This window comes from Burkholderia sp. FW306-1C-G01B, assembly GCF_058781685.1.
The window spans coordinates 1-23,039 of the sequence record NZ_JBYSWZ010000028.1 but is presented as its reverse complement, the minus strand read 5'-3'; the positions used below and the strand labels follow the sequence as shown (position 1 = coordinate 23,039).

The 23,039-nt window shown below is 68.1% G+C and carries 10 protein-coding genes and 1 pseudogene; 1 reads left to right on the top strand and 10 read right to left on the bottom strand.

Features of this window, described 5'->3' with window-relative positions; genetic code table 11:
* Positions 1-115: 115 nt before the first annotated feature.
* From AC3WLY_RS34780 to AC3WLY_RS34760, 5 genes are all read right to left on the bottom strand, one after another.
* Positions 116-838, bottom strand: coding sequence for a hypothetical protein (locus AC3WLY_RS34780; RefSeq protein WP_175959174.1), 723 nt, complete (start codon positions 836-838; stop codon positions 116-118).
* Positions 829-13,161, bottom strand: coding sequence for a LysM peptidoglycan-binding domain-containing protein (locus AC3WLY_RS34775; RefSeq protein WP_492308374.1), 12,333 nt, complete (start codon positions 13,159-13,161; stop codon positions 829-831). The genes AC3WLY_RS34780 and AC3WLY_RS34775 overlap by 10 nt, the downstream gene beginning before the upstream one ends.
* Positions 13,158-16,721 carry a hypothetical protein gene (locus tag AC3WLY_RS34770; protein WP_492308373.1) on the bottom strand — a complete coding sequence of 1,188 codons (3,564 nt, stop codon included), beginning with the start codon at positions 16,719-16,721 and terminating at the stop codon, positions 13,158-13,160. Before AC3WLY_RS34770 ends, AC3WLY_RS34775 begins: the two co-directional genes overlap by 4 nt.
* 128 nt (positions 16,722-16,849) lie before the next feature.
* Positions 16,850-17,548 carry a hypothetical protein gene (locus AC3WLY_RS34765; RefSeq protein WP_425132693.1) on the bottom strand — a complete coding sequence of 233 codons (699 nt, stop codon included), beginning with the start codon at positions 17,546-17,548 and terminating at the stop codon, positions 16,850-16,852.
* A 445-nt stretch (positions 17,549-17,993) separates the two neighbouring features.
* Complete coding sequence (locus AC3WLY_RS34760) at positions 17,994-18,581, bottom strand: hypothetical protein (protein WP_492308372.1); 588 nt, start codon at positions 18,579-18,581, stop codon at positions 17,994-17,996.
* Between AC3WLY_RS34760 and AC3WLY_RS34755 the strand changes: the two genes are divergently transcribed.
* A complete protein-coding gene (locus AC3WLY_RS34755; protein WP_175959171.1) occupies positions 18,580-18,855 on the top strand; it encodes a hypothetical protein in 276 nt (91 codons plus the stop codon). The genes AC3WLY_RS34760 and AC3WLY_RS34755 overlap by 2 nt on opposite strands.
* A gap of 80 nt (positions 18,856-18,935) precedes the next feature.
* Here AC3WLY_RS34755 and sctT read toward each other — a convergent pair.
* The 5 genes and pseudogenes from sctT to AC3WLY_RS34730 form a co-directional block, all read right to left on the bottom strand.
* Positions 18,936-19,733, bottom strand: a pseudogene (gene sctT, locus AC3WLY_RS34750) (type III secretion system export apparatus subunit SctT); the annotation flags it as partial.
* Positions 19,734-19,808: 75 nt separating this feature from the next.
* On the bottom strand, positions 19,809-20,315 hold the full coding sequence (locus AC3WLY_RS34745; RefSeq protein WP_492308371.1) for a type III secretion protein HrpB7: 507 nt from the start codon (positions 20,313-20,315) through the stop codon (positions 19,809-19,811).
* On the bottom strand, positions 20,312-21,640 hold the full coding sequence (gene sctN, locus AC3WLY_RS34740; protein WP_425132691.1) for a type III secretion system ATPase SctN: 1,329 nt from the start codon (positions 21,638-21,640) through the stop codon (positions 20,312-20,314). The genes AC3WLY_RS34745 and sctN overlap by 4 nt, the downstream gene beginning before the upstream one ends.
* Complete coding sequence (sctL, locus tag AC3WLY_RS34735; protein WP_425132690.1) at positions 21,637-22,353, bottom strand: type III secretion system stator protein SctL; 717 nt, start codon at positions 22,351-22,353, stop codon at positions 21,637-21,639. The genes sctN and sctL overlap by 4 nt, the downstream gene beginning before the upstream one ends.
* Complete coding sequence (locus tag AC3WLY_RS34730) at positions 22,338-23,012, bottom strand: type III secretion protein HrpB4 (protein ID WP_175959166.1); 675 nt, start codon at positions 23,010-23,012, stop codon at positions 22,338-22,340. Before AC3WLY_RS34730 ends, sctL begins: the two co-directional genes overlap by 16 nt.
* Positions 23,013-23,039 lie beyond the last annotated feature (27 nt).

The following is a 23,039-nucleotide window of genomic DNA, read 5'->3' as shown; positions in this document are numbered from 1 at the left end:
ATTCGCGCGCAAGGCGGGCACCAATGAGGCCGATCCCGGCGATGCCGGAGCAGATCGACCGGCTGCCGTCCGGCACGGCGCGGCAGCGCCATGATGCGCGACGACGTTCCCCGGCTCAACGCGCCGGAACGGTGAACGTAAGCAGCACGGCAGCGGTCGTGAGCGGTTGGCCCATGAAGTAGACCGCCGTGTACACGTTTCCTGCCGCCAACGTCACGCCGTCGATCGTCACACTGTCGTCCGTCACGTCTTGCGCGACCTTCGCGCGCGCGAGCGGCGGCGGCGCGTTGTAAGGGCTCGCGCGCCCGCGCCAGAGGCCGATCCAGTTTCCCTCCGTGGCGGGACGATACCCGGACAGCGTGTGATAGCGAAACGTGATCGCATTGACGCCGAGCGAGGCCAGTTCGAGGGAGACGGTGTCGACGATACCCGTCGAGCCGTCGGGGGCGAGCAGCGCCGACGCACACGCGTCGCCCGTCTTGGGGCCGACGCTATAGGCCACGGTGTACGGCATGCGGCTGATGGAGACGCCCACCAGCACCACGCTCCCCATCTCGGCGTTGGTCGGGATGTCGAGCCGTGCGTCCGGGGCCACCGTCCACGGGACGACACTGCTCGCCCAGAGCGCCACGAAGTCGCCATAGCTCCTGGGCTGATTCCCCGGGAGTCCCGCGTAGCTGACGTCAACCGTCGTTCCCGACGAAGCGGTGATGGCGACGGAGCACAGCGAAATCGCCGGCCCGGGTGTCTGCGCCGCAACGAAACCGGCCAGCAGAAACCCGAGCAGCGGCGTCGCCATCCGCGCCCGCGCGGCCGTACTGCGTCGCGCTAGCGGCACGGCAGCGGCGGCTCCACCTGCCGGATGGGCAGCATCAGCCGCCGCAACCGCAGAAGCGGCATCGCCTGGCCGGTGAGGTTCGACATCAGCGTCAGGTCCATCCACAGCGTTCCGCCGCACGCCGGCAGATACGCCGAGAACCACGCGTCGATCGCACCGGCCCAGTCGGACGTCATCCCCGCCAGGGTGCCCGCACCCGTTCCCGCCACGTTGACCGTCAGCGGCGCCTGCATGAGCACCGGAAGGACGACGCGTTCGAGCGCGGCGTTCAGCGCGTACTCGTAGGTTACCTCGACCTGCGCGACGATCTGCGGTTGCGTGTTGTTCGCCAGCAAGTCGGCGAACAGCGCATCCAGATGGGCCTGCAGCGGCCGCGAAACCGGCTCGCCGGTCGGCACCTTCGAAACGTCCACTTCGGCGTCGGCGTCGTTCGTGGGGAACAGCGGGTTCGCGAAACGGACCTCCGGCGTGGTGTAGACGAACGCATCGGCCGAAGGCTTGCCGGGCACCAGTTCGCGGTTGCGCTCGACCCGGACGGTAGACCAGGCGTCCTGACGCTGCAGGATATCGAGCGCGGGGAGCCGCACCGTGCGATCGGGGATGGTCTGCCCGTTCGCCGCCGTGAGGTACGCGCCGTCGGGCCCTGGCCCGGCCTTGAGCTTGTAGACGTAGTAGATGCGATCGACCGGGCCGGATGCGCCGCCGGTGGGCATCCATTCCTGCGCCTCGTAGATCGCCGGGTTCACGTCCACCACGGGCCGGCCCATTCCGTCCGGAACGGCGCCCGCCAGCGACACGACGAGCGCGCCTTCGGTATCGCCCACGCGGGCCGAGCCTTCCTCGACGAAGAACGCGTAGGTGAGCGCCGGGTCGCCGACCAGCGATCGCGGCTGCGGCGCAAAGCGCAGGCCGGGGCCGGCGGAATCGCGCTCGCTTTCGGTCGACGCTCCACCGCCCGCGGCCCGGACGAGATCGTCGACGAGCTGGATGAACGACTGCAACGCGACGGCGGCATCGTCGATCTTCTGCTGGTCGTTGACCGGCTCCACCGTGGCGTCGATCCCGGCCAGGATCGTCTGCAGATCCCCGTTCACTTGAGGGAACACGGTCACGAACTCGGCGAGCTGCGCGAAAGCATCGGGGTAGCTCGCCCGCGCCTGCTGCGGCTGGCGCAGGTTGAACTCCACCGTGCCGTAGACGCGGTCTTGCGGATAGTGGAAGGGCAGCGAGTAGGTGAACGTGTAGTCCCACTGCTTGAGCTCGGGCAGGCTCGCGCGGTCGAGATCGTAGGTCGGGGTGCCGTCCTGCGCCGTCATGCCGGGGCTTGCGGGGAAGGCGCGCAGTACCAGCGGCACCGCGAAGCTCCCGAGCTCGGAGGTGAGCGGCCCGCCGGTATCGGGAACGACGAAGCTGAGCCAGGTGGAGGCCTGGTAGTCCTCGATGCCGGGGAGCGCGCCAATCTGGTGCTCGATCTGGCTTCCCAGGTACGCCATGTCCAGCTCCACGTACGACACCAGTTCGCCGCCGGCTCCCCGGACCGATTCCGGCGCATTCACGAGGTAAGTCAGGTTGCGCGCGTCGCCCGTTTGCAGCGTGAGCTTCGGCGCGCTGAACGCGAGGGTGCTCGCGGGGAGGCCCGCGGACCCTGTCGTGACCGTGCGGGCGAGCGGCGGACGCACCGCACGTCCCAACGCGTCCTTGAGGTTGCTGACGGTGACGCTGGTTTGTCCAGGCTGAGCATCGGTCGCCAGCGCCAGCGTGACCGTGGCGCCGGAGACGGTGGCCGCAAGCACCCCGACGCCGCCGCTCAGCGCATAGTTCGCCGCATTCCCGGCGCTGACGGGATCCATCGGGTCGCTGAACAGCAGGAAGACGGTCTCGAACTTGTCCGCCGTCACGGTGGCGGCCTCGAACGCGGGCCCGACCCGCACCGCCGGCCCGAAGAGCCGCGGCGGGTAGTCCACTGCGGCTTCGACGACGTCGGCCGTCACGCTTGCGTGGAACTCCACGGCGGCGCGCGTCGTATAGGCAGCCGACAGCCGCACGAGCAACTGCTGATAGAACGCTTCGCGTGCGGGGCCCGGGTCGGCGCTTTCGCCTGCGAAGACGGGGATCATCCACAGCTTCGCGAGCTGCGCCAGTCCCTTCTTGCCGTCGAGGATCGTCTGCAGGAAATCGGTGGACTTCAATTCGCCGACGATCTGAATCGGCGCCGTGAATTGCGGCGTGAGTACCCCGTCGACCGCCGCGAAAACCTGGGCGCACCAGGTGTCCAGATCCACGTCCGTGAAGTTGGTGCGACGCGAAGGGGTGGTGCTGATGCCCTTGCCCGTCGTGTAGTCGTAGATGGGCACGTCCGTGCGGCTGATGAGCCGGTTGCTGGCCGGTTGAGGCGCGAAGACGGCCGGCTGGCCCGCATCGGTAATCGCATACGAGATCGCTTGCCCGGCCGCGAGCCCCAGCCGCACGGCCCAGACCGTGCTGCCGGCGCCGCTGACGGACGGCAGGGTGCGATCCACGCCGGTGGCGACCTTCAGCCGGAAGGCGCCGGGTGTCGACAGCGCCTGCTCGAAGGTCGCGGCGAACGCGGCGAGGCCCAGCGTGCCGCCACTGCCCAATGCGTCCTGCAGCGGCGCGACGCGCGTGCTGGCGCTGCGTATTCCCGCGACGGTCTCGAGGCCCGGCAGCACCGTGCCTCGGGCGCGCGTAATCGTGAACGAGGTCCAGAGCGGGAACACCTGCGCCGCGTTCACGTCCTCCGGCTTCAGATCCACGTCCAGCGGCAGCGTGGCTGCGGGCGGCGCGGCGGCGGTCCCGAATTGCGAGCGGTCCAGCACGAAGGCGTACGCGCTGGCCGATCCGCCCGTGCCGAACAGCCAGTTCATCAGGGCGTCGACGTCGCTCGCCGGGAGCGGCAGGCTTCCTGCCTGTCCGTCGTCGCCGGTGACGAGCGTCGACTGGACCGACAGCGCGATACCCGCCGGATCGGTGAGCTGGTAATAGAGCTGCGTGTAGACGTGCAGATCCTGCATGGCGTTGTGCTGCGCCGTGCTGCTGCGCGTCGCCGGATCGTCGGGCCAGTCGAAGGACGCCTGTCCGCTATAACGCGTATCGCTCGCCTTCGCCTTCACGTCCGTGGCGATCACCGTGTGGCGCACGTTCTGCGCCAGCGGGGAGACCGTGAGCGTGACCGTTTTTTGGTCCGCACCGAGCGACGCGGACTCGACGGTGCCCTGCACCAGCCGCCAGCGCGAAAGCTCGCTCACCGACGCGGCGTCGAGCGCGTCGGTGAAGACGGCGACGATCGTCGTGGCCGCGCTCGCCGACGCCTGCAGCAGTCCTTGATAACGGCTGGGGTCGAACGTCAGCCCGATGCGCAGCCGCGGCGTTCCCCCGCCGTCTTGCGGCGCCACCTGCCAGCTCGATGCGACGGACGGCCATTGCGAGAGCGCCACGAGCGGATCGGTGTAGCCGGTGAGAAGGGGGCCGTCGTTGTACGGTTGCGGGTCTCCGGCCCGGGGGTCCGAAAGCGGCGTCGCGAGCACGTTGCCGTAGTAGTCCTGCCAGGAGAACGAGACTTGCAGGATGCCGCCCACCCCCAGGTATGGACTGGCCTTCGCCGGAGGAAGCACGCCGCTATCGAGCTGGGGGACATGCTTGGCGAAGCGGGAGTAGGGAAGCGCCTGGCCGAAGTTCCACTCATCGACCTGATCCACCGGCGTCGCGACGCGCACCTTGTCGTTGCCGTTATCGTCCAAGGGCTGGGTGGTCGGCCCCGCGGGAAGTCCCGGCGGGTCGCTCTGCCGGAAGTCGACGTTCTCGACCACCTGCTGATTGAGCAGGCTGAAGTTGTTCAGCAGCAAGTCTGTCCCGTAGGCGGACGAGGTGCCGTCCACCTGCGGCGGCGCGGGGCGCAGCGCGGCGAGCGCCTGCACGCCGGGCTGCACGCTGGCGGTGCGCACGCGCGGGCCGCCCGGGATGACGAGCACCGTGCCGGCTGCGAACAGCCCCGGCACCAGGAGGTTGTGCGCCGCGAGCGCGGCCACCGGCTCGCCGTACCAGCCGGCCACATCCGCGAGCGACGCCGTGTGCAAGCCGACGCCGGCCGTGAGCGTCATGTCGGGCACGCGGATTGCCGCCGGGAACGGAAGCGGATCGGGGAGGCTGCCCCAGAGCGGGTTGGCCTCGTTCAGCTTCTGCACGGTGGTCCCGAAGCGTTGCTCGAGATCCTTCAGCGGGACGCCGCCTGGCGGCGCCTGGTAGACGCCTTCGCTCACGCGCACCGGCGCGCCCTGGCGGAGTGCCGCGCTCGCGTTGGCCTCGGCTATGTCGGCCGGGTCGGAGAACCATGCCTGGGCCAGTGCCGCGAGCGTTTGCGCGGCGGCCGTCACCGTCGCCGGAATGGGCGCTGCTTCGGCAAAAAGGACGGCATTGCCGCTACCGATGGTTTCCGTCGTGGCCACTGCGTTCATGTAGCTTGCGACGCAGTCCTGCTCCGCCTCGCCCGCGGGCTTCGCGTAAAGGACGACCAGCGTGAGCGCCGCTTCGTCGCGGTCGTTGAACACGCGGTCCGGCAGTCCGCGCCCCGAGGCGCGGTCGTAGTAGTACAGGAAGAAGCCGCTGGAGCGGGTGATGCTGGCTTCCCACAGCAGCCGCACGAACTCCGAGGGCGGATTGAGGAGCGTGAGCTCGGGCTGCTCAAGCGCCTTCTCGAGCATCGCCGCCATCGCGAGCCCCGCGGGCGGGCGGGTTTCGGTCGAAAGGTTGACCTGCGCGATCCCCAGGGTCACGTTCGCCGCCCCATCCGTCTGCACGCCCTGGCCCGCATCCGACGATCCGTCGGGCGGATATCCGACCAGCAGGCCGTAATAGGCGGCATCGTTCGCCTGCAGTTGGCTCAGCAACCGTTCGAGCAGCACGATCGACGCGCCTCCCGCGCCGACCACCTCGTAGGTGGTGGCCGAAGCGGGGCTCCCAGCCACCGGCGGAATGCGGCGCACGGTGAAGTCGATCGTCGAGGCCCACCCGTACGAACTCACCTTCGTCGTCTCGGTGGCGCCCGTGGCGTCGTCGTAGCGGGCCACCTGCAGCGAGAAGCGCGGGTTCACCGCATGCGTGGCGGGATCGGGCAGTGCCGCGAGCGCGTCCGGCAGCCGCCACAGGCGCAGCGACTGCCCGTTCGCCGGCATCGATCCATACGGAAGCGACACGGGCCCCGCGCTCAGCCACTGCAGCGCGGAGGTGAACGGATACGTCGCGAGCGCGGCGTGGAACATTTCACCCGCGCCGAGCGCGTCGAGCGGCACGTCGAGCCGCGTCTGCGCCGCCTGGGTCACCTGGGTGATGCGCGTGGCATCGGCCGAGCCGGGCGTCACGGACAGGGTCACGTGGTCGGACGGAGCGCCCTTCGCGTCCACGAAGCGCAGCCAGGATGTATCGACGCCGTCGACCCGGTCGAACGTTGCGGAGAAGGGCTCGGTTCCCAGCGCGGGAAGCGGGAACTGCTGCCCGGTCAGGGCATAGAGCCCCGCCTGCGGTGGGAGCGTCAGCTTGCCGTCGATGTCCCGCACCCACATGCCCATCGCATTCGGGACGATGGACCATGCGCCGCCCGTGGCGGTACGGCCCGAAGTGGGGAAGCGCATGCCGTGCATCGAGTAGCTGCTCGCCATCCCCGACAGGTGCTGCAGCGCGCCGGTGCGCTGGGCCTCGGCCAGCAGCTCGCCCACCGGGAATTGCGGCAGGTGCGGCAAATCCAGCGGGGCGCCGGCAGCGAAGAGGCCGGCTACGCCGCCGTTGACGGGCTGATCCGCCAGCACGGCAACATCCACCCCGAAGCGCGACGCCACCTGGGCGAGGTCGTCGTTCTGCAGCGTCGTGTACCGGAACGGCGGGATGACGAGCGACGCGACCGGCGCCAGCAGCCCGGCTTGGGTCAGCACCGCGCTCTTTGCCAGCAGGTCGGGCACGGCGACGCCGAGCGCATTCGCCACGTCGCCCAGCGTGTCGCGCGGCTGGACCACGTACTGCGTCTTCCCGGGGTACTCGACCTTCGCGCCTTCGAGCAGCACGCTGCGCCCCGCATTCGCGGTGGCAAGCGCGGTGGCCGTAAAGCCGCCTGCGTAGGCGGGCAGCGCGGCGACGGATGCGTACGTGTCGGTCGCCAGCGCCGTACAGGTCGTGAAGGGGAAGGTCGCTGTCGCGCCCTCTTTCAGCAACGCGCCGGCGACGAGGATGTCGGAGTTCGCCAGCAGGTCGTTGACCTTCACCGCGTAATGCGCGGCGATGCTCACGAGCGTGTCGCCCGCCGCCACCGTGTAGGGCGCATGCGGGGTGAAGGTGATCGTCGCCCCGGCCCGCAGCAGCGCCGGGTCGGCCGCGTTGGCGCCCGCCAGCACGCTGGCGGGAAAGGTTCCGTCGAACAGCTCGGCGAGCGACGCAAACGTGTTGCCCGTGCGATCCGCGGCGATCCCGATCGTCACGCCAACGGTCAGCGTCTTTCCCGCGGCAAGCGCGTGCTGCGGGTTGGCGGCGAAGACGTCGTACAAGGTATAGAGCCCGCCGAGCTGGCCGGTGCGGTTCACCCAGTCCACCACGGAATCCGGCGTCTCGTTGCCGGTGAGCGGGTACTTGTAGTCGCGCAGCGCCTCCTGCGCGGCTTTCACCATCTGGCGGGCCAGCAGCAGGAAGTAGTCCGAGAACATCCATCCCGCCATCGAGAGCGGCGCTTCCGCTTCCAGCGTCCGTTGCCGCGCCCCGCCTGCCTGCTGCTCGCGCTCCACCTGCACCGCGAGCTGATCGAACCACGCGCGCAACTCGCCGAGCGTGTTCTGCCCGAGCGAGTTATAGGTCCCCAGGCCGTACTTCACGCCCGGGTAGTCCGGGCCGTACGGGGGGATCGTCAACCGCAACTGCGGAGGCGCGGGGAAGTACGCCGCGTCGGCCGACGCATCCTGATCCGTCGGCGGCACCCGCAGATTGAGGCGGAACTGGGTCGTCAGAAAGCCTTGCACGGCATCGAGCGGAATCGGCGCGGGATTGCCGTCGGTGCTCACCAGAACCTCGTTGGCGAGCCGGTCGAGCAGCATGGCGGGGATCGGGTACTGATCGACTTCCGCCGGTGTCATGGGGCCGTGAACGGCCGCGATCACCCAGCGAAGCACCATTTTCGCGAGTGCTTCGAACGAGGTATCGGCCGCATCGCCTGCGGCCTTGCGCGCGCTCGCGTCGCCATCCTGCCCCGCGGGCGGCACGGACTCGATGAGCAGCAACGTCACCCAGCAGGGAAGCTGGCTGGCCGGCGTCCCGGTCGGCGTCCACTCGTCGCGCGCGGCGGTGAGCCCCGGGACCAGGTAGCCCCACAAGTCCGCCCCGCCGCCGGGCTGCAGGTTTCGCCAGTCGGGCGCGCTATCGGCCGTGGAACCGAGCGCCCGCGCCAACGCAAACGCGGACAGGCGGCGCTCCACGGGCGCGCGCAGCACCCCGCGCACCGGACGGCCGTCGCCGAGCCAGGGCGCCGTGCCGGTGTTCTCGATCGCGAAGGTTTCCTTGAGCCGCATCGAGAACGAAAACGAGATGGTGATCTTGAAGAGCCCCAGGTTGATGCGCACGCTGACCGACACGTCGACCGACGCGATGACGGTGATCGTGATCGACACGTAGGATTCGTACGTGAGCTGCAGCAGGAGCTTGACGGTCACGCTGACGTCCGCCTTCACGATGGCGAAGTCCACGGTACCGTACACCTTGCCGACGATCCCGACCGTGCCGCGCAGCCAGAAGTAGTAGTCGCCCTGCAACTGCGTGGACGGCTCGCGGCCGGCGTCGGTGAGCTGATAGGGGTTCCACCTGGCGAGCACGCCCTCGAGGATGCCGACCACCGTGACGCTGAAGCCGGCGGAGAGGATCCCGTACTCGATCGACTTGCCGAACCCCACCTGCATGCCGAAGCCGAACACGAGCACGGGGTTGAAGGTGCCGAGCGACGACGCCGGGACGCGGTTCGTGCTCGCGCTGGAGAGCTTGCCGAAGTAGAAGCCGGCGGACCCGATCACCGGGATGCCGGGCGGAATGATGGCCTCGATCGTGAAGGAGCGCGAAAAGTTTTCGTTCCACGGAAAGCCGATGTCCGCCTGGAAGTCGCCGTTGGTATAGATAGCGATCCCGAACACCGGGAGGGTCAGCGAGTACGCGCCGACCGTGAGGTGGCGCATGAGGTCCGGGAGGGTGATCTCGGCCTGGTACACCCCCACCGTATCGCTCACCTGCCGGTACATGATCTGGAAGTCGAGCCCCTTGAACACCTTGGCCGCGGGGCCGTCGAGCGCCACCCTCAGCCCGTACAGGTGCGGGTCGTTGAACACGGCCTGCACCGTCAGCACATAGCCGGGCGCGGCGGCGAGCGCGCCGTCGCCCGGCGCCGTCAGCGCCGTGCCGCTACGGTCCCCCGATTCTCCGGTATCGATCTTCAGTACGCCGAAGTCCGTGCCGATGAGCCATGCGCTCTGCGGGTCGAAGGTGACCCGCGGCAGCTCGCCCGGCGTGGGGGCGGGCAGCGTCGCCATGCAGGCGATCGCCTTTTGCACGGTGTCGGCCGTGGCGAAGCAGGGCAGCGTAATGTGCTGCCCCATCGCCAGCAGCCGCAGGTCCAGGTACTTGTTGCCGTTCCCCGGAGGCGTGGGAGCCGTTCCCGGCTTGCTGGCGTCCCATGCGAGCGGCTCGCTCGGGTTCGATTGCCAGAAGAACGCCCCCTTGAGCGACACCATCACGCCGCGGTCCTTTCCGGTGGACGCATAGCCGACGTCGATGCTGTCGATTCGCGCGAAGCCGAGATTGATCGGGCCGATCGCAACGGAGAAGCTGACCTTGTTGCGGCTCGAATCCGTCTTGTTGAACGTGTATTCGAGCGCAAGGCCCGACAACGGGATGGCGTTCAGGAAGTCCCACGGAGACTCGAGCCCGAACTTCGAGCCGGTCGCCCACGACACCATCGTCTCGATGATGGAGCCGATCGAGGTGTTCTGCGTGAAGCGGAGCGTGGCCGTCCAGTCCTGCGTGGCGGGGTCGGGGCCGCTGACGATCCCTTCCAGGAGCCCCCAGGTGATCCCATACTGGTTGACGTCGGGGTTGTAGTCGAACCAGACGGTGAGGTCGATGTTCTGCCAGATCCAGCGGGTCTCGACCCGCGCGAAGTAACCGCCCGCCGCCGGCGCGCCCGCCGGCGCCACGGGCAGGGTGCGCGCTTGCGCCGGGCTGAGGTAGCCGGCGCGCAGCGAGGCCGAGACGCCGAGACCGGAGATGAACGGCACTTCCCAGCGCTCGGCGGTCTTGCCGGTGAACGTCCAGTCCGAGTTTTGGGTGGCCAGCGTGAGTCCAAGGCCGTCGATGCCGAGCGCCTGCCCGATGTTCCAGCCCATGTAGCGCTCGAGCAGCGCGCCCAGGGAGACCACGCCGCTCGTCTGCTCCCCGCTGAACACCCAGCCCGGGTCGCTGTATGCCGCATTCAGCGAGAGCGCCACCGCGTCGCTCGTATCGGGGAGGATGATCGTGGTTCCGGACAGGGAGACGGCGAACGTGTCGCGCCCGCCCTGCACGTTGAACCCGAGGCCGGTGATGGTGAACAGCGTGGTGCCGCGGACCGAGATCGGCCAGTCGGCGGTGAGCGTCGTCGTGATGTCGTAGGCGCTGGTCGGGGGCTGAACGAACAGATCGAACTGGGTGACCGCCGAGGCCAGGTCCACGGTCACGCCGAACAGCTTCGCCAGGTCGCTCAGGTCGATCACGCCGTCGGCGAGCGCGCCGACGAGCTGGAAATCCGGGTATTGCGCGGTGATGCTGATGGTGCCGCTGCCGATCGTGAAATCGCCGGCGATCTGATACGCGGTGGTGCGCGTCTTCAAGTTGCCCGGATCGCGGATGAGCGCCGTGACGCGCGGCTGCACCTGCAGTTTCGGCGTCGAGACGATGGTCCACGGCTGGCTGGTCCGGAACTCGAAGAGCAGGGACGTGATGCGGGACGCCGTCGTGTCGTAGATCGTCTGCGACCGGCTGAGCCCGAAGCCTGCCAGTGTGTTGAGCGGCGCAGGCATGCTCTGCACGAGGTTGATGCCCCCCGCCATCGCGTAGAACGTGGCGATGCCCGGATAGGGCGGGGCGAAGCTGCCGCTGATCACCCACGTGTCGTCCACCGGGTAGCGAATCTCGAGCGTGAGGCCCGTGCCGCGCACGGTTCCCACGGCACCGCCGATCACGGGCAGTGGCGACTCCGGCACGTCCATGTCGAAGCCCGGCGATTCGAGCGCGATCCACGGCACGCCGCCCAGTTCCCAGGTATCGGTCGAGCGGCATTGCATCCGCGAGCGCACCGGCCCCTGGGTTGCGGCGAATTCCAGCGTCATGCCGAGCGGCACGCCAAAGGCTTTCGTGGCGCCGTTGCGCAGCAGGACGGCCGTCACCGCGCCGCTGCCGTCGGTTTGCTCGACGATGTCGTCCCGGGCGACAGCCACCGGCAGCGACGTGCCCACGACGGGCGTGTAGAAAGCGGCCAGCGCCGTGTCGGGGAGCGCCGCCAGCAAGTCCACGCTGCCGTCGCTCCATGCGTCCGTGAGCGCCGCATGGATCTGCTCCAGCGTCAGCGGTTCGGCGTCGGTCGCCGAATAGCGCAGCCTCAGCGCCAGCGGTTCGACATCGGCTTCGGGGGCCAGCACGCCGAGACTGCGCATGGCCGCGTCGACGTGAGCGGGTGTCGCCGCGCTGTTCAGTCCCACGCAACCGAGCAGAAGCTTGTCGTGCAGGTCGTTCTGGAAATATGTTCCGAGCAACTGGAAATACAGTTGCAGCGGGGTGCCGCTCTTGTATGCATTGCTGGTCCAGCCGGCCAGTGCGCCGAGTACGTCGCGATACTCCCGCGATTGGGCGCGCGTGATGTAACTGTTGAGATCGTTTCGCAGATTCCGGCTTTGCTCGGCGCTGGCGGTGGAATACAGTCCCACCTGCTGGCTCGTGACGGGCAGGTCGGGATAGTTGTTTGCGGCGGACCCGGTCTTGGGTGTCTGCAGGTACGGCAAACCCAGGCTGATGACCAGGCTCGAGGTTCCCTGCCCCTCGAAAACCGGGGGAAGGGTGGCTGCGGCATACAGCGCGTTGAATACCTCCTGCGGCACGGGGCCGACAGCCGCCAGCAGGAACTTGCTCTCGCTGAGCCCGTTGACTGCCGCCCGGATCTTGTCGGGCGTGACGTCCTTGCAGAGCAACGAGCAATGGAGGTCAGGCCTGAGCTCATCCACGAGCTTGTCGACGACTTCGACCATTTCCGCCAAGGACTGCTTCAACTTCGGGGAGACTTGAATTCCGGGAACGACGTAGTCCGCGTCAATGATCTCTTTGATCTTGCCCTTGTCGCCAGCCACGAACGCTTCGACCAGGTTCAATTGCAACTGGGTGGCGTCGTTCAGCAGCGCGACGACGATCGGACGCGTATCTCCTGAATCACGTTGCACAAGCAGCGCCAGCGCGGTGAGCGTGAGCAGTATGTCGCGCCCTTCGTCCCCGGTCCCTCCGAACTGATGCAATCCGTATACGGGCCACAGCCGCACCGACTCGCTCATCGCATCGAGCAGCGCCTTTGCGTTGTTCGTGCGCGCCGCCAGCAATGAGTTGTATTTCTGCTCGTTGATGTACCAGTTCCAGACCGCCTCCGGCACTGCCTTCGTGGGGCCCGGGAGATATCGGAACGGCAATAGCGGAAGGACGGTGGAGGTCGAGGTCGCCAAGTTGATGCTTTCGCGGTGGACGTCGCCGAACTCGATGGTATTGGCGACGAACTCGTCACCGGCCGTCCTCCACATGAAGGGTTGCAGCCGCAGAAAGAACTGGACCTTGAGTTCCCTGGCCAGGTTCTCGCCGACGTTGTCTGCGCCGCCGGTAAAGCCGAGCAGCGCGTCGTTCAGGCCGGCGCGGTTATCCCACGCGACAAACTTGATGTCCTGGCACGTGCCGTACGCGATGGTGGCCGTCGCGATGTTTGCCGGCACCAGCCCGGTCAGCAGCAGGGCCAGCTTGTCCGGCGTGGATTGCTTGTCCGGCGGCGCGGCGCGGTACACGATCCTGACCGCGCCCTTGTACTCGAAGCGATCGATCAATCGCTTCAAGACATAGATCGTGCTGGCCTGGTGCCCGAAATTGGGCGTCCCGTCCACGTAGAAACGGATCTCGCTTTGGGTGTTCAGCAGTTTTCCGAACTCGGCGATTCCCTCGGTCGCGGCGCTCTCGCTCTCCGAGCTGCCCTTCATGAGCTTCGCGAGCAAGTCCAGGAATTCTTTCATCTCTGTCTCTCGGCAAGTGAGCGCCCGATGCCGGCGGGCGGGGACGTGAGATCGGCGTTGCCGGCGTCGGCCTGGCTGTACTGGGCATACCATCCCAGCCCCGACGCCTTGCCGTCGCTCCTGGGGTTACCGAACAGGTAGAACAGCGTGGAGCCGCTCGGCGGAATCTTGAGCAGGCCCATGAACTTGAGTGCGATCTCGGTGAGCATCAGCAGGAACGAGCTCTTCTCCCGGTCGTAGGTCAGCCATATCTGCCCGATCGAGAGCCGCAGCACGTTCTGCAGGCTGATCACCTTCGCGCCGCCGCCGGCGCCGGGCAACTGGATGCCCAGCATGGCGCGGTAGCGCCCGGCGTCGGGGCTCTCGGGCGCCCAGGCGGTCAGCAGCCCCGAGGTCAGCCCGACCGTCCCCGCCAGGTTGCCGGGCGTCCCCATGTTCAGCTGGTAGGACAGCCCGTACCATTTGCCTCCGTCGACGCCCATGAGGGTGGCGTCGGTGACGACGTTCAGAAAGCCGGCGGATTCGGGCGACGATTCCATCGCGCCTTGGGCCAGGCCCTGCAGGCTCAGCGCGAAGTTCACGAACAGGCTTCCCGGGCGCGGCGTGCTCGTCTGCGTATCGAAGCGGACCTCGGCCGCGGAGAACTCGAGGGCCACGACCGTGGGGTCCGCCACCGGGAACGTCATCAGCAGTCCCAGGTTCGAGTAGGCCAGCCCGCGGCGCAACTGATCGGGCTGCCCCTCGTCGCTGCCGAAGGAGAAGACGTCGAAGTCGCCACCACCGTTCGCCTGCACGACCGCGAAGTCGAGGAAACCCGACAGCGCGAACCACGACACGACCTTTCCGTTCGCGCCCGCATCGCGGGTGGACATCTGCGCACTGTCCACCTCGATCTTATTGAACAGGTTGTTGGCGAAATAGAAGGTGCTGGTGGCCGTGGTGCCGAGGCTGTAGACCGCACGGCCGCCGTTGTCCTGGTAGCTCCCCCGCAACACGATGGTCGCGTACGGATTGCCGCCGTCGCCCATCCGCACCACGGGCATGTCCAGGAGCGTTCCCAGCGTGAGCTGGGCATAGCTCTGGAAGCGCTGCACGGCCGTGTTCTCGAAGAGCGCCTTGAGCGTGAGGACGCGGAACTGATAGGCGTCGCCCTGCGTGGGCGGCACCGGCTGCGGGTCGGCCCCGACGGGCGGCGCGACGTAGTCGGGGTCCACGTAGTAAATCAGGCCGAACATGGAACTGCTCGTCGACAACTCGATGGCATCCGCGGCCGGATCGTTCTTCACCTGGCTGATCTCGATGCCCAGATGGTGGGCGTTGAAACGATCGCGCGCTTGCACGCCGGCCACGAGTCCGACCAGGTCGTCCGGGATCTCGGCGATCTTCATCCGCAGGAACAGGATGCCCGTCCACGCGGGGTCTTTCGCGATGGCGTTGAACTTCGCAAAGTATTCGGGCTCCGCCTGATCCAGCGCGTCCTGGAAGTAACGCTGCAACCACGACGAGAGCGCCGTCAGCTCGTCCGGGTTCGGCTCGCCGGGGCGCGCGGCGTCGGGCGCTCGATCGCTGGGCGCGGCGAAGCTATCCTTTTGCGTCCACATCTCGGGGCTGGCGACGAGGCTTTGCGCCGGATTCGCCGGATCCCACAGCGGGCCGCGCCGCCCCTTCACGATCATGACGTCGGCGTAGTCGTCGTATTGGTTGTTCTGCCCGACCGCAGCCTCGAACCACCAATCGCCGATGTTGATCCGGTTTCTGAACGCCGCGTGCTCGCCGCACTCGCCACTCCCGTCCGCGGAGAAGGCCCCCAGATACTTCGCGTTGGCCACGACGAGGAACAGGCTGCTGGTTGCGAACGCCTGTTGCAGCTCGGCGACGGGCCAGCAGAAGCCCATTTCCTGGGAAGCGGGCTGCTGGTTCTGCCCAAGGACGATCTTGCTCCATCCGCCGTTCGCTTCGACGCTCACCAGCAGTCCCGTCGGCGTCGTCGTGTTGTAGGGCTTGGCGTCCGCGGCGGCGGCCAGGCCCAGCGCATGCGCCTTCGTCGGGGCGACGCGAGCTCCGGCGTCGGCGATGCGGCGGCGGCGAGCGGGCGAGATCACCTGGCGCTCGAACTGCGCCATCTGGTCCGCCGTGAATGCCGTTACGCCATCACCCGGCGATGCGCCCGCGTACGGGGCGATCGGGAACGCGGCTGCGGGAAGCGCCACGGCGGGCGTCATCGGCCCGAAGAGCGTCTTCTGCTTCAGCGGATGGATCAGCGCGTCGCGGCCGTAGAGCGCCGCCCCCTTGGGTTGCGCCACGTAGGCAACGTCGCCGTTCGCGTCCGGCGCTCGCACGACGGTTCCCCACGAGGTCGTGTAAGTCGCGTCGAGCAGCGGCGCGTTCAAGTCCACCGGAGGGCCGACGGGCGACGCCTCCGTGAAGGGGTAACGCGCGGCGTAGGCGGGCGAGCGTGCGGTGAATCGCATGCGGTCGCCGGCATGGCCGCCCTCCACAAAGGGTTGGAAGGCGACGAACTCGGTTCCCTGCAGGCCGCAGATCAGGTCGTACATCGCGCCCGTCGCCGCGCCGTCCGCATGGATCACGAAATCGCCCTCGGGCGCGAGCTGGAAGTCGCGGCTTCCCTTGTCGTTGGGTGCGCCGCGATTGAAGAGGAAGCGGGCCGCTTGCGGTTGCGCGTCGAGCGGGCCAGGAACGGGGACCAGCGTGAGCGGCTGGCCGTAAGTGGTGGCGTAGCACGAAGCGAGCTTCGTCGCGGCCCCGTCCTGGTTCTGTCCGGTGAACACGAGCACACTGCGGTTGGCTTCGGCCGCGACCGCGTTCCACGGGTCGCTCGGGTCATAGGAGACCGCGAACCCCAGCATCTCGCCCGCGTCGGGCAGATAGCCGAACGCCAGCGGCAACCACTCGCCAATCTCAGTGCGTACCTTGTTGTTGTTGTTGGGGATCTGAAACTGGAAACCCCAATTCCAGCCGTCATGCAGGAATTGCCGCTGCAGGAAGACAGGAAAACGGATGCATCCTCGCGCCGCCCCGGACAGGGGAAGGCTGCCGGCGGGAACCTGGCTCGCCTCGGTGGCGCCGGGCGCTGACGCGCCGCTGAAGAAGATTCCGTTCGGGTTGCCCAACTGCAGCGTCTCGCCGTCGAGCGTCAGCGTCACGCCGGCGCGCACGTTCAGCGACAGCGTTTCGAAAATGGGCGCGACCAGCCCGTTCGAGACATACGTGCCGTCGGAGGCGATTCCCATCAAGGGCGTGTTGGATGACGTTGGCGCGTCGGCGTCGATCAGCCATAGGAACCCCCGGTCGGCCGGCGAGCGTGCGATGACCCTGTCCACGGCGTCGATGAAGGCGTCGAGCGCCGGTGTCGTGGCGAGGTCCGGCGCGGCGGCGCAGAAGAGGAACGACCCCGCGAGTTGCTTCAGCGCGGGCTCGAGTTCGATCCCCTGGTCCGACTGCGGCGCCGTGGGGAGCAGGTATGCCAGCCACCCGGCCTCGCCCGGCGCCGGGGCGGCTGTGTAAAGCCGCGACCCCTGGTACTGCGTAAAGAAGCTCATGAACCCGCTCCCGACTGCAGATCCAGCGTTGATTCGAATTCCGAGAGGGTGGCGACTTATCCTCGGACGCTGTGAATGCGGGAAAGGGCATCCGGGCGGTGTCGAACTGTCCGGATGCGATTCCTCGCTCAGCCCGTGAAAGTCGTGGTGGCGGCGAGCGTGGTCTGCTTGGGATTGGTCTGCGCGTAGCCGCCCTTGAAATAAGCGAGGGTGTACATGGTGCCGCGCTGGATGTTCCCGCTGGAAAGGTTGAGCCCCCAGTTCCCCTGGTTGGCGTTGCTGCCTAGCTGTCCGAACCAGGTGGGCGGCAGGCTGTAGACGACCGACGCCCCCTGACCTTGCCACAGCCCGACCCAGTCGCCGTCGCTCTGCGGCGTCATGCCGACCGGCGTGGTGTACGAGAACGACACGGAGGTCGAGCCGTAGCTGGTAACGAGGATCGACGGGGATTGTAGCGTCGGATGAACCGGGTCGGGGGGCTGGTTGCCACTGGCCTGGATGTACACCGAGTCCACGATGTTCTTCACGGAATTCCCCACCGCAAAAGCCACCAGGTAGGGCTCGGAGCTCACCGAGAGCCCGAGGAACACGTTCGAGCCGTTGGGCTGGTTGTTGGTGATGAGCTGCGCGTTGAGGGGCTGGGTATTGACGGGAATGAACGGCTGCGACGTCTGCCACAGGAAGACGGTGTTACCGTACGTATTCGGCTGATTCCCCGGCATCGAGTCGTAGTGGAAGGTAATCTGCGTGCCGGTTACGTCTTGCGGCTGGATGGTGAAGCTGGTGGCCAGTGTGTTCTGCGACGGGATGATGAGTTCTGTCGGCATGATTTCCTCGTAGTTCGAGTGGTTCGGGGGACTACTCTTGATCAAAGGCGAGGACTTCGTCGGGAAATCATCGATTCGTCCAAACGATGCCGCGTCGAGCTAAATGAAGTGTAGAAACGGAATGCGGAACGCCAAGCTGGGAGAATTGACAGGTGCGCTGGGGATCGCCGGTACGGTTGGCATGACCGTCATTCGTGCGAGGCTCGAGTGACTGGTGCGAGTCGCGGAATGGATGCCGACGCGGTGTTCGGCATGGTCGGGAATTGAATTGATAAATACAACAAATTCAGATATTGCGAATATTTTTGTCGTCAAAACTATTCTTAAATATCCGCTTGCCAGTTCAATAATTGGAATGGTCGCCTCCCGCTACAACGACCGTTCCAGCGCCTCGCCCCCGCGGGACGGGGGGCGAGGCGGCGCGCCGCGTGACGCATCGAATGCGTCATTCGTGCGTCGGAGAAGGCAGGGTCGCGAAGTCCTGATGCAGGCTCGCCGATGCGGCCACGGAGATTTTCGGATCCGGATGTTGCCGGGCCGTCTCGAAATCGCGCGCGGGCCCGACGGTCATCGAAGCCACGGCGTTGATCGCCGAACCGGCCGCGGTGACCGCGGCGTCGCGATACTCTCCGCGCTGAAAATGCTCGACCGCGTCTTTGCCGAACGACTTGCTTTCGTTCATGTGCGCGCCCGTATGCGTCTGCTTGCCTTGCGAGATGCCGTCGAGATTGCCCACCACGCTGTTGTGCGAGCCCTCCGTGATGCCGAGCTGGCCGTGCTGCAGCACCGAGCTGACTCCAAACACGGCCGCCGAATAGTACGTCGCGCCCGGTTTCTCCATATGGCTGGCCGCCTGGTTCGTTACGTCGTTGCGGCGTGTATGCGGCGTCGACAGATTGTTCAGTCCGCTCAGCGTCGCGCCGCCCGTCGGTCGATCGCTCGAACGCCGGGTCGACTGCGATTCGTCGCTCGACGAAGTGGTTGCGGTGTGATTGTCGAGAGGCGCGGTGCTGCCGCCGGTGATTTTTGTCATGGTCGGTACCTTCGATCAAGAGGAGGAAAGTGCGTCGGGCGCCGTGGCGCTCGACGGCGAAATCGACGGGCCGCTCCGCCGTCGGAACCGCATGACGGTAACTGCCGGTCGATGGAGGGATGATGCGCGTCGCGGCGGGCGTGACGGCCGGATACGCGAAGCGAGCGGCGCGAAAGCGAAACGTCGAGTGCGTGGATCGGAATCCGGTGGGCGCGGGTCGATCGCGTCGCGCAGCGCGCGCTTCTTCCACGACGTCGACGCATCCTTCGCATGAATGCCCGCGTGGAACCGCCCCGAACGTCCGCTGTCTCGATGGCGCTCGCCGTGCGAAAGCGGTTGCCCCGCCTATCGGCCGGACAGTTGCTTCACCTGCTGCGCGAGCCCCGCCAGCGAAATCTGCCCGCGCATCTCGCTCACGAAACTCCCCGCCAGCACCGCGACGATCAGCACCGCGATTGCGCCCTTGAGCGGCTGGCTGACCGACATCAGATCGAGCTTCTGCGCCGAGCGCGAGACGAACGCGAGGCCCAGGTCGACGAGCAGCAGCATCGCCATCATCGGTGTCGCGATCCGCGCGACCATGTTCATCAGCATGTCGAGCCGCGCCTGCGCGAACATTTCGAGCAGTGGCGCGGGAACCGGGTTGAACGACCCGAGCGGCCACCACGCATACGATTCGTACAGCGCGCCGAGCAGGAACGTCATGCCGCCCAGCATCCAGAACGACGCGATCGTCAGTTGCCCGAGCAGCGTCGCCATCAGCGACGTCTGCGTGCCCGAGCTCGGGTTCTGCATCTGCACGTTGTTGAAGCCGGCGACATCGTCGACGTAGGTGCCGATCGCCTCGGCGGCCCAGAACACGGTGGAGGCCGCGATGCCGAGCACGAGCCCGATCACGGCTTCCTTCGCGCAAGCGATCACGAGGAACGCGCCGCGAAGCTGCGGGATCAGCGCCTGCTGTCCACATGCGACGAACAGGCACCAGATCGCGGCCGCGCCACTGCGCAGCGGGCCTTTCAGCACGTTGTCGGCGGTCGCGGGCAGGATCGTCATGATCACGAGAAGCCGCTCGCTCGACAGCGCGAGCAGCACGATGAAGCCGATGAATTCGTCGCCCAGGTGCTGCAGCGGAAAGATGTCGTAGGTCGTCATGCGCATGTCCAGGGCACGTTCCCGCGATGTCGAGAATGCATTCGTGGGGCCGGCCGTCATTGGCGGGAACAGGATTCAGGTCGAGGCCCGCACGGCCGCGAGCCGGCGTGCGAGCACGCCTTCCTCGATCTCCTCGTCCTGTATGTCTTCGGCGGCTGCCTCGGCCGCGCACGCGAGCCGCCGGATCCGCTCGCGCACGACGTCGATCTGCGCGTCGTTGCGCGCGATCCGGCGTGCGGTCGCGGCGAGCTGCTCGATCCTGGCCTGCAGCGCCGCATGCAGGCGAGCGCACTGCGCGCTCGCGAGCGTGTGTTCGTCGAGCAGCACGTCGCGATAGCGGCGACACGCCGCGTAATCGCCGATCGCAAACGCCGCATGGCCGGCCGCCATCGCGTCGACGCGCGCCGCATAGCGATTCGCGGCATCGAGCTTCGCGTGCGCGTGCGCTTCGCCCTGCGCGAACTCGGCCGCCGCCGCGTCGCGTTCGGCGCGCTGAGCGGCCTGCTCGGTACGCAGCTTCGCGCCGCGCTGTTCGCGCCGCGCAAGCAGCGTCTCGAAGGCGCGCTGTTTCGGGTTCCTCATTGGACGAGCGCGTGCAGCGCGGCGAGTGTCGCGTCGGGCGGCGCGTACTCGTCGGTGCGCTGGTTGAGGAACGTGCGGATCCGGTCGATCTTCGCGACCGCTTCGTCGGCTGCCGCGTCGCTGCCCGCCTGGTATTCGCCGAGCTGCAGCAGCGTTTCGATCTCGCGGTGCTTCGCGAGCAACTGGCGCAGCCGGCCGGCCGCGCCGACGTGCTCGCGCGTCGCGATCTGCGGCATGATCCGCGACAGGCTGCCGAGCACGTCGATCGCCGGATACTGGTTGCGCGCGGCGATCTCGCGCGACAGGATGATATGGCCGTCGAGAATCCCGCGTACTTCCTCGGCGATCGGGTCGCTGCCGGAATCGTCTTCGGCGAGCACCGTGTAGAGCGCGGTGATCGAGCCTTGCTCGCCCATCCCGGTGCGCTCGAGCAGGCGCGGCAGCTCGGCGAACACGGAAGGCGGGAAGCCGCGCCGCGCGGGCGGCTCGCCGGCCGCGAGGCCGATCTCGCGCCCGGCGCGCGCGAAGCGCGTCAGCGAATCCATCATCAGCAGCACGCGCTTGCCCTGGTCGCGGAAATACTCGGCGATCGCGGTCGCCGCGTACGCGGCCTTCGCGCGCTCGATCGACGAGCGGTCGGACGTCGCGCACACGACCACCGAGCGCGCCATGCCGTCCTCGCCCATGATCAGCTCGACGAACTCGCGCACTTCGCGGCCGCGCTCGCCGATCAGCGCGATCACGTTGATGTCGCACGACGCGCCGCGCGCGAACATCCCGAGCAGCGTGCTCTTGCCGACGCCGGCCGGCGCGAAGATCCCCATCCGCTGGCCTTCGCCGAGCGTGATCAGGCCGTCGACGATCCGCACGCCGGTCGCGAGCGACGCGTCCACCATCCGCCGCGACATCGGGTTCGGCGGCGGCGCGAGCACGGGGCGCAGCACGTCGTAGTCGAGCGGGCCGCGCCCGTCGATCGGCTCGCCGAAGCTGTCGATCACGCGGCCAAGAATGCCGTTGCCGACCTTCACCGACAGCGGCCGCCGCAAGCCGATCACGCGCGTGCCGCGATTGATCTCGCCGAGCGTGCCGAACGGCGACAGCAGCGCGACGTTGCGCGTGAAGCCGACGACTTCCGCATGCTGGAGCAGCGCGCCCGACGCGCTGCGCAGCTCGCACAGCTCGCCGAGCGTCGCTTCGAGGCCGACGACGCGCACGAGCGTGCCGATCACCTCGAGCACCTTGCCCGTCATGCCGACGGCAGGCTCGATCGCAAGCCGCGCGGCCATCGCGTCGGCGACGCGGGACAAATCGGTCAGTGCGTTCATGGGCGGCTCGCGTCGTCGAGTGCGCGGCCGAGCGCCGCGCGGATCGCGTTCAGTTGCGTGTCGAGGCTCGCGTCGACGGTGCCGAAGTCGGATTCGCACACGCAGGTGCCGCGCGCGACGCGCGGCTCGACGACGACCTCGACCGGCACGTTGCGTCCTTGCCGGCGCCACGCGTCGGCAAGCAGCCCGAACTGCTCGCGCGCGGCGTCGTAATCGGCGTCGCACACGCGCACCGTCAGATAGCTTGCGCCGGCGACGACGCGCTCGACCGTTTCCGCCGCGCGCGCGAACAGACCGCGCGCGTCCTCCGCGCGCACCATCTGCTGGACGGCCGCGGCGACGAGCTCCGCGAGCCGTTCGCGCATTTTGTCGCGCACGCGCCGCTCCTGCTCGAACGAGTCGGCCGCCTGCGCGTGCCAGTCGGCGATCGCCTGCGCGCGGCCCGCGTCGTAGCCGCGCGCATATGCGCTGTCGTGCTCGCGCCGCGCGGCTTCGACGAGCGCGCCGGCCTGCGCGCGCGCGTCGGCGCCGATCCGTTCGGCTTCGTCGTGGGCCGCGTGCAGCACCGCGTCGCGTTCGGCCGCGAGCGCGTCGAGCGCGGCGTCGAGCGCCTGAACCGTCTCGAACGCGTCGCGCCGCAGCACGCCGTGCGGCGCGTCGAAGCAGAAATCGTCGGTGAGCGGAATCTGCCGGTTTTTCAGCCAAAAAGCCATGACCACTCCGGAAACAGCGACGGCAGGCGCGCGAGCAGCGTCGCGCCGTCCGCGTCCGCCGCCGCGCGTTCGATCCACGGCGGGCGCGCGATGTCGCGCGGCAACGCGTGGCGCACGATGCGCATCGGCCCCGCCGGCGCCCAGGCCCGTTCGCGTTCGAACAGGCACCAGCCTTCCCACGCGATGTCGTCGCCGGACAGTTGCGCAAGCGGCGCGACCGGCTCGCGACGATCGAGATCGCGCGCGCGCGGCGCGTCGGGCAACGCCGCGAGCGCGTTGCAGCCGTCGGCGCCGACCCAGCCGGCGAGCCGCTCGCGGCTCGCACGGTCGATCCAGTGGCGCAGCTCGGTGCGCCGGCACAGCAGCGCACGCACGCGCAGCAGCCGCAGCGTGTCGGCGACCGGCAGCGCGGCGAGCCGGTCAGCACGTGCATCGAAACCGTCGAGCGACGGCGACGTCGCCCCAAGCGTGCGCAACAGCAGCAGCGAGCACGCGGCGCGCAGCGCGGGCGCATGCGCGCGCGTCGTCGCGACGAGCGGCGCGAGCGCGCCGTGCCAGCTCGCGTGAACCCAGTCGGCCGCGCGTCGCGCGTTCGCGTCGTAGCCGGCGAGCCACGCGGCCCGCGCCGTGACGCTCGCGATCGGCGCACCGCCGCTCATCGCGCACCGGCCTGTTGAGGCGCGGCC

Bases quoted from the DNA above. Each gene is read 5' to 3' on its own strand.
- AC3WLY_RS34775 (WP_492308374.1), bottom strand. From the start codon at position 13,161: ATGAAAGAATTCCTGGACTTGCTCGCGAAGCTCATGAAGGGCAGCTCG.
- AC3WLY_RS34770 (WP_492308373.1), bottom strand. From the start codon at position 16,721: ATGAGCTTCTTTACGCAGTACCAGGGGTCGCGGCTTTACACAGCCGCC.
- AC3WLY_RS34765 (WP_425132693.1), bottom strand. From the start codon at position 17,548: ATGCCGACAGAACTCATCATCCCGTCGCAGAACACACTGGCCACCAGC.
- AC3WLY_RS34755 (WP_175959171.1), top strand. From the start codon at position 18,580: ATGGTCGGTACCTTCGATCAAGAGGAGGAAAGTGCGTCGGGCGCCGTG.
- AC3WLY_RS34760 (WP_492308372.1), bottom strand. From the start codon at position 18,581: ATGACAAAAATCACCGGCGGCAGCACCGCGCCTCTCGACAATCACACC.
- AC3WLY_RS34745 (WP_492308371.1), bottom strand. From the start codon at position 20,315: ATGAGGAACCCGAAACAGCGCGCCTTCGAGACGCTGCTTGCGCGGCGC.
- sctN (WP_425132691.1), bottom strand. From the start codon at position 21,640: ATGAACGCACTGACCGATTTGTCCCGCGTCGCCGACGCGATGGCCGCG.
- sctL (WP_425132690.1), bottom strand. From the start codon at position 22,353: ATGGCTTTTTGGCTGAAAAACCGGCAGATTCCGCTCACCGACGATTTC.
- AC3WLY_RS34730 (WP_175959166.1), bottom strand. From the start codon at position 23,012: ATGAGCGGCGGTGCGCCGATCGCGAGCGTCACGGCGCGGGCCGCGTGG.